Source organism: Streptomyces sp. NPDC055506, from assembly GCF_053643595.1.
This window is the reverse complement of the sequence record NZ_JBSHKH010000223.1, coordinates 1-7,168: the sequence shown is the minus strand read 5'-3', so window position 1 is coordinate 7,168 and position 7,168 is coordinate 1. Positions and strand designations below refer to the sequence as shown.

Below are 7,168 nucleotides of genomic sequence, written 5' to 3'. Positions count from 1 at the left end.
CGAACAAATATTGAGAAAACCCCCGCATCTTCGGATGCGGGGGTTTTCTGCGTTTAGGGTCGTGGATATGAACTACGATCTCGTCATCTTCGACAACGACGGTGTTCTCGTCGACAGTGAGCCCATCTCCAACCGGCTGCTGGCCGCGTATCTCACCGAGCTCGGGCACCCGACCTCGTACGAGGAGTCCATTCGGGACTACATGGGGTCGGCGATGCACCGGATTCATGAGCTGGTTCTCGAGCGGACGGGACAGCGGTTGCCGGAGAGCTTCGACGATGTCTTTCATGGGCGGGTGTTCGCGGCGTTCGAGCAGGAGTTGGTCGCTGTGGCCGGGGTCTCCGGCGTCCTGGAGAAGCTCGCCGCGGACGGGGTGCCGTACTGCGTGGCCTCGTCCGGGAGCCATGAGCGGATTCGGGTGGGGCATCGGACGACGGGGCTCAGTCAGTGGTTCGACGAGGGGCGGATCTTCAGCTCTCAGGACGTCGGGCGGGGCAAGCCGGCTCCTGATCTGTTCCTGTATGCCGCCGAGCGGATGGGGGTCGCGCCGGAGCGGTGTGTCGTCGTCGAGGACAGTCCGCTCGGAGTGCAGGCGGCGGTCGCGGCCGGGATGGACGTGTACGGGTTCACCGCCATGACTCCGGCGGAGAAGCTCGCCGGCGCCACCGGGCTCTTCTCCGACATGGGGGAGCTGGCCGATCTGCTGGTGTGAGCCCGTGGAAGATGAGGCAAATTCATCTTTGGCTGGATCTACCCACGGGTAAGCCGGAGCCCTACGCTCGCCGCCATGACTGATGTGCTGCGGCGCGGCAGGGGCTCGTTGGCGTTCAGCTTCTTGGTGCAGGGGGTCGCGTTCGCTCTGCTCGTGACGCGGATCCCGGCCATCCAGGACCGGTACGGGGTTTCCGATGCGCTGCTGCCCGCCTTTCTGGCCGCCGTGCCGATCCTCGCGGGGGTCGGGAGCGTCAGCACCGAGCGGCTGGTGAAGCGGGTGCCGCCGAGCAGACTGCTGCGGTGGTCCCAGCCCGTGGTGCTGCTGGCGCTGCTCGGGGTCGGGGCCGGGGAGCGGATGGTGGAGCTGGGCATCGCGCTCGCGGCGTTCGGGCTCGCCGTCGGGGTGCTGGACGCGTCGATGAACATGCTCGGGGTGAGTCTGCAGCGGTCGTACGGGCGCAGCATCATGCTCAGTTTTCACGCGGCCTACAGCCTGGGCGGGATCGTCGGGGCCTCACTGGCGTGGGTGGGGGCGCACTGGGATCTGGCGTTGTGGGTGTCGTATCTGCCGGTCGTGGTGGTGCTGTTGCCGACTGTGCTGGTGGGGAGCCGCTGGTACGTCGACGGCGGTGGTGCGGGGCCGGTGGCGGGGTCCGGGGTGGAGGAGAAGGCGGGGGAGGGGCAGGTCCTCGCGTTCAAGTTGCTGTTGCCGCTTTGTCTGGTGATGACCGTCGCGTACATCGGGGACTCGACGGTCTCCAACTGGAGTGCGAAGTATCTGCAGGACGTGCTGGGGAGCTCGGAGCAGCTGGCGACGGTGCCGTACAACGTGTACATGGTCACCACGCTGGTGGGGCGGACGCTGGGGGACTTCGGGGTGCGGCGGTTCGGGGCGGTCGCGGTCGTGCGGGCCGGGGCGCTGGTCGCGGCGGGCGGGTTCGCCGTGGTGGCCGCGGCGCCCGGGGCGTGGGTCGGGATGCTGGGGTTCACGCTGCTGGGGGTTGGGTTGTGTGTGCTGGTGCCGCAGACGTTCGCGGCGGCCGGCAGGTTGTTCCCCGGGGCGTCGGACGCTGCCGTGGCGCGGCTGAATGTCTTCAACTATGTGGGGTTCTTGATCGGTTCGCCGTTGGTGGGTGCGCTCGGGGATCTGTGGAGCTATCGCGGGGCCATGCTCGTGCCGATGGTGTTGGTGCTGGTGACGCTCGTGTACGCCCGGTCGTTCGCCGCTCAACCGGACCGATACGGTGGCGGTCATGAGCGGCCGCGCACAGCTGATGTGGGACGAGGCAGTAACGGGCTATGACTTCGGTCCCGGGCATCCGATGGACCCGGTCCGGCTCGCGCTGACCCGGAGACTGGTCGACGCCTTCGGGCTCGACCGTGAGGTGGAGGTGGTCGCCGCGAAGGCGGCCGGGGAGTCGACGCTGCGGCTCGTCCACCGGGAGGACTACATCGAGGCGGTGAAGGCCGCGTCGGCGGATCCCGGGGCAGCGGATCAGTCGTACGGTCTCGGGACGATGGATGATCCGGCCTTCGCGGGGATGCACGAGGTGTCGTCGCTGATCGCCGGGCAGTCGGTGGGGGCGGCGGAGGCCGTGTGGCGCGGGGAGACGTCGCACGCGGTGAACTTCGCGGGCGGGCTGCATCACGCGATGCCGGGCGGTGCGTCGGGGTTCTGCATCTACAACGACGCGTCGCTGGCGATCGCCCGGCTGCTGGAGCTCGGGGCGGAGCGGGTCGCCTACATCGATGTCGACGTGCATCACGGGGACGGGGTGCAGGCGGCGTTCTGGGACGACCCGCGGGTGCTGACGATCTCGCTGCACGAGCATCCCCGGACGCTGTTTCCGCAGACCGGCTGGCCGGAGGAGACCGGGGCGGACTCGGCGGAGGGCTCGGCGGTGAACGTGGCGCTGCCGGCCGGGACCGGGGACGCCGGGTGGCTGCGGGCGTTCCATTCCGTGGTGCCGGAGCTGATCGCCGATTTCCGGCCGCAGGTGCTGGTGACGCAGCACGGGGCCGACACGCACTTCGAGGATCCGCTGGCGCATCTGGCCGTGTCGCTGGACGCGCAGCGGGCGGTTCAGGTGGCCTGTCACGACCTGGCGCACGAGTACGCCGACGGGCGGTGGGTGGCCCTGGGCGGGGGCGGCTACGCGGTGGTGGACGTCGTACCGAGGTCGTGGACGCATCTGGTCGCGATCGCGGCGCACCGGGAGGTGGAGCCCGAGGCGGTGATCCCGGAGAGCTGGCGGCAGGAAGTGTTCGCGCGGACGCGGCAGTTGGCCCCGGCGCGGATGACGGACGGGCGCTGGCCGGTGGAGTGGGTCGGCTGGGAGGCCGGGTACGACCCGGCGGACCGGCTGGACCAGGCGGTGCTGGCGGCCCGGCGGGCGGTGTTCCCGCTGCGGGGGCTGCTGCCGGGGTGAAGCGCCCCTGGTGGGCCTGGTGGGCCTGGTAGGCCGACCGAGCGGTGTTCGCCGGTTTCCCGGGACAGGCGATGCCCTGGTCGCGGACGATCTTCTGGTGCTGACCCCCGAAGTTCTGCGTACGCACCTGGTGGGTGCACGCCTCGCCGGTACCGTGGCCACGTCGCGTGAGGAGAGCCTGCGCAGCTACCGACTCTTCGCTGCCCGGGACCCTCGTGTGCTGCTCGGCATCGATCCCGAAGGGGCTTGGAAGCAGCGGGAATTGACCGAGCTGATGGCGGACCGGTGCGGGGTTTCGGCCGATTCTCGGCGGACTTCCGGCCAGGACGTGATCGATCCGCAGCGGACCGTGGCCGCGCTGGACGCCTTCGCGGACCGTCTCGCCGATGCCGCCCAGCGGGGTGCTCCGGTGCTTCTCGGTACCGGGCACCCGCACCGGCTGCTCGGCTTCTACGCCGCTCTGGCAGACGCGCTGTCGGCGGCGGGGTGTGCGGTTCTCACCCCCGCGCAGGGTCGCTGTGTCGACATAACGACCCGGTTCGGCCTACGTACGTACAACCTCGACTACGTACGAGGAGTCGCGCTGGTGCGGGCACCTGGGGCGGAACGCCCCGGTTGTGAGCCCGGCGCACATACGCACTCACCTCTCCCGGTTCGTACCGCGCTGGCCGCCGCCGCGGAGGCCGGCGGGCCCCTTCCCGAGCTGGTGATCGGGGACCACGGGTGGGTCTGCGGGGCAGGTCAGCTGGGGTTCGAGGCCATCGGTCCTGCCGATACGGACGATCCCGCCCCGTTCGTCGGGCAGGCTGAGGGGTCCGTGTCCGTCGTCGTTCCACTTGATGACGGCGTGCGGTCTGATTACTACCTGCCGCTTACCCGCTACGTACTCAATCGGGCGTGTCTGTCACAGTAGGCCGTTGATGGGTGCACCTCTTCCCCACTCGCATCACTGGCCCCTACATTGGGGAGTGAGCACGCAGCGACGAAGAGTCACCGGAAGGGGAAGCCGGTGGCCGTCGAGTGCGGAAGGTTCAGGTGTGTCATGGCTGCAGCTGGCGAGAGGCCTCTGAACGAGGTTCAGTTCCTTACCGTGGCGGAAGTCGCCTCGGTGATGCGAGTGTCGAAGATGACCGTGTACCGGCTGGTGCACAGCGGTCATCTGCCCGCGATCCGTGTGGGGCGGTCTTTCCGCGTCCCGGAGCAAGCGGTTCACGAGTACCTTCGCGAGAGCTACGTGGGGGTGGAAACCGCCTGACGGCTGGGGCGGGGTGATCCCTCACAGGGCACTCGGGATCACCCTGGCCCCCTCGATTACGACCTCAGCGCTCGGGCGGGTAGGCTAGCCCCTCGTAGGTCGTATGGGCCCATGGCGCCCAGCACCGAGTGATGAGAAGTGAGCGAGGGTAGTCGTGGGCTCTGTTATCAAGAAGCGGCGCAAGCGGATGGCCAAGAAGAAGCACCGCAAGCTGCTCAAGCGCACGCGCGTTCAGCGTCGCAACAAGAAGTAAGTTCGCGACGCGGACGCCGCGAGAGCGTCGTTGTGGCCCCCCACTCAACGGTGGGGGGCCACACGTGTATCGCCAGGTACGTCCGCCGTTTCCCGTCGGTGGTCCCGTCACTTCGCGCATCGGGCGGTCATCACAGCGCAACACCGAACCGCTAAGTTGGCCCCACGGGGGAACGCGGCGGGGACAAGAGGCTGTGGAAGGAAGGCGCTGATCTTGGGCAAGGTCGTGCTCGTGACCGGAGTGGCCCGCCAGCTGGGGGGCCGGTTCGTGAGGCGGATCCAGCGTGACCCCGAGGTGGACCGGGTGATCGCCGTGGACGCGGTGCCGCCCGAGCACCATCTGGGCGGCGCGGACTTCATCCAGGCGGACATCCGGCAGCCCACGATCGCGCGGGTGCTCGCCGAGACGGCCGCCGACACGATCGTCCACCTGGACGTGACGGGCACACCGCTGGGCAGCGGAAACCGGGCCTCCCTGAAGGAGACCAACGTCATCGGCACCATGCAGCTGCTCGGTGCCTGCCAGAAGTCCCCCACCGTGCAGCGGCTGGTCGTGAAGTCCAGCACCAACGTCTACGGCTCCGCGCCCCGCGACCCGGCCGTCTTCACCGAGACGACGCCGCCCAAGTCCCTGCCCAGCGGCGGCTTCGCCAAGGACACGGTGGAGGTCGAGGGCTATGTCCGCGGCTTCGCGCGCCGCCGGCCCGATGTGGCCGTGTGCGTGCCGCGGTTCGCCAACATCCTCGGCCCGACCGCGGACACCCCGCTCGCCTCGTACTTCGCGCTGCCGGTCCTGCCGACCGTGTTCGGCTACGACCCCAGGCTGCAGTTCGTGCACGAGGACGATGTGATCGAGGTGCTGCGGATCGCCTCCCACGAGCCCAGGCGGGGCACGCTCAACAGCGGCACCTTCAACATCGCCGGCGACGGCGTCCTGCTGCTCTCCCAGTGCTCCCGGCGCCTCGGGCGCCCCACCGTGCCCCTGCCGCTCCCGGCCGTCACCTGGGCCGGCTCGCTGGTGCGTACGCTGGGGATGACGGACTTCTCGCCCGAGCAGATCCGGCTGCTCACGCACGGCCGGGTCGTGGCCACGGGCCAGATGCGAGAAACGCTGGGATTCCAGCCCAAATACACGACCGCGGAAACGTTCGCGGACTTCGCCCGCAGCCAAGGGCCCGGACTTCTTCCGCCGGAGGCCCTCGCGGGGGCCGTCGACCGGATCGCCGCACTGCCCCTCGCGGGCGATGGCCACCCCCCGACGCAGAGCGCCAACTGAGGAGCGCATCAACGATGGCGGATGCCAAGGTCATTCCGTTCGACGACGACCGGTCCCGCGGAAGCGCCGTGCAGCGCCCCCAGCGGCGCCGGAGCGCGGGAAACCGCCGCTCGGGCACGGAGTCGGCGCCGGTCGGTGAGGTGCAGCCCCTGCCCACCAGGGCTGTTCCGCAGGATGATGTTCCTGTGACTTCTGAGGAACAGCCGCCGGAGCGGTCCCGGGACGGCGACGGTGGTCTGGAACGGCGGATCGCGGGCGGCCTGGCCTTCCTGCGCCGCCGCCTCACCGGGGACTACGAGGTCGACGACTTCGGCTACGACGAGGAGCTCACCGACCAGGTCCTGATGTCCCTGCTGCGCCCGCTGTACGACAAGTACTTCCGGGTCGAGGTGAAGGGCATCGAGAACATTCCGTCCGAGGGCGGCGCCCTGATCGTCGCCAACCACTCGGGCACGCTGCCGATGGACGGCCTGATGATGCAGGTCGCCGTGCACGACAACCATCCGGCGGGACGGCATCTGCGTCTGCTCGCTGCCGACCTGGTGTTCATGCTGCCGGTGGTCAACGAACTGGCCCGCAAGCTCGGCCACACCCTGGCCTGTGCCGAGGACGCGTCACGGCTGCTGGAGCAGGGCGAACTGGTCGGGGTGATGCCGGAGGGCTTCAAGGGCCTCGGCAAGCCCTTCGCGGACCGGTACAAGCTCCAGCGCTTCGGCCGCGGGGGGTTCGTCTCGACGGCCTTGCGCGCCGGGACGCCGATCGTCCCCTGCTCGATCGTCGGGGCCGAGGAGATCTACCCGATGATCGGCAACGCCAAGACGGTCGCCCGGCTGCTGGGCTTTCCGTACTTCCCGGTCACGCCCACGTTCCCCTGGCTCGGGCCGCTCGGCGCGATTCCGCTGCCGACCAAGTGGACGATCCAGTTCGGTGAGCCGATCCCCACGGACGGCTATCCGCCGGAGGCGGCCGAGGACCCGATGCTGATGTTCAATCTGACCGATCAGGTCAGGGAGCAGATCCAGCACACGCTGTACAAGCTGCTGGTGCAGCGGCGGTCGGTCTTCTTCTGAGCCTGCCCGAGTACGACGATGGGGCGCCGGGCGCTCGGAGCCGCCGGACGGAGTCCGGCGCAGCTGTCCGAAGCCTGCGGAGCAGTGCGAGGGCAGCAGACAGGAGGGGCCAAGCTTCTGGTGCAGCGGCGGTCGGTCTTCTTCTGAGCCTGCCCGAGTACGACGATGGGGC

Annotated in this window: 8 protein-coding genes; all 8 read left to right on the top strand. The window is 69.3% G+C overall.

Features of this window, described 5'->3' with window-relative positions:
- Window positions 1–67: 67 nt before the first annotated feature.
- Window positions 68–712 carry an HAD family hydrolase gene (locus ACWIF2_RS39540; RefSeq protein WP_454366400.1) on the top strand — a complete coding sequence of 215 codons (645 nt, stop codon included), beginning with the start codon at window positions 68–70 and terminating at the stop codon, window positions 710–712.
- A gap of 75 nt (window positions 713–787) precedes the next feature.
- Window positions 788–2,017 carry an MFS transporter gene (locus tag ACWIF2_RS39535; protein ID WP_454366398.1) on the top strand — a complete coding sequence of 410 codons (1,230 nt, stop codon included), beginning with the start codon at window positions 788–790 and terminating at the stop codon, window positions 2,015–2,017.
- Window positions 1,968–3,143 carry an acetoin utilization protein AcuC gene (locus tag ACWIF2_RS39530; RefSeq protein ID WP_454366396.1) on the top strand — a complete coding sequence of 392 codons (1,176 nt, stop codon included), beginning with the start codon at window positions 1,968–1,970 and terminating at the stop codon, window positions 3,141–3,143. Before ACWIF2_RS39535 ends, ACWIF2_RS39530 begins: the two co-directional genes overlap by 50 nt.
- Window positions 3,144–3,240: 97 nt before the next feature.
- Entirely contained in the window at window positions 3,241–4,056 is an 816-nt protein-coding gene (locus ACWIF2_RS39525) for a phosphatase (RefSeq protein ID WP_454366401.1), read from the top strand.
- Window positions 4,057–4,185: 129 nt separating this feature from the next.
- Window positions 4,186–4,398 carry a helix-turn-helix domain-containing protein gene (locus ACWIF2_RS39520; RefSeq protein WP_004984898.1) on the top strand — a complete coding sequence of 71 codons (213 nt, stop codon included), beginning with the start codon at window positions 4,186–4,188 and terminating at the stop codon, window positions 4,396–4,398.
- A gap of 154 nt (window positions 4,399–4,552) precedes the next feature.
- Window positions 4,553–4,651 carry a 30S ribosomal protein bS22 gene (locus ACWIF2_RS39515; RefSeq protein WP_003948845.1) on the top strand — a complete coding sequence of 33 codons (99 nt, stop codon included), beginning with the start codon at window positions 4,553–4,555 and terminating at the stop codon, window positions 4,649–4,651.
- 213 nt (window positions 4,652–4,864) lie between these two features.
- Window positions 4,865–5,926: an NAD-dependent epimerase/dehydratase family protein gene (locus tag ACWIF2_RS39510; RefSeq protein WP_454366394.1), complete on the top strand. Its 1,062-nt coding sequence runs from the start codon at window positions 4,865–4,867 to the stop codon at window positions 5,924–5,926.
- Window positions 5,927–5,940: 14 nt separating this feature from the next.
- Window positions 5,941–6,996, top strand: coding sequence for a lysophospholipid acyltransferase family protein (locus ACWIF2_RS39505; protein WP_382488938.1), 1,056 nt, complete (start codon window positions 5,941–5,943; stop codon window positions 6,994–6,996).
- The last annotated feature ends 172 nt before the right edge of the window (window positions 6,997–7,168 follow it).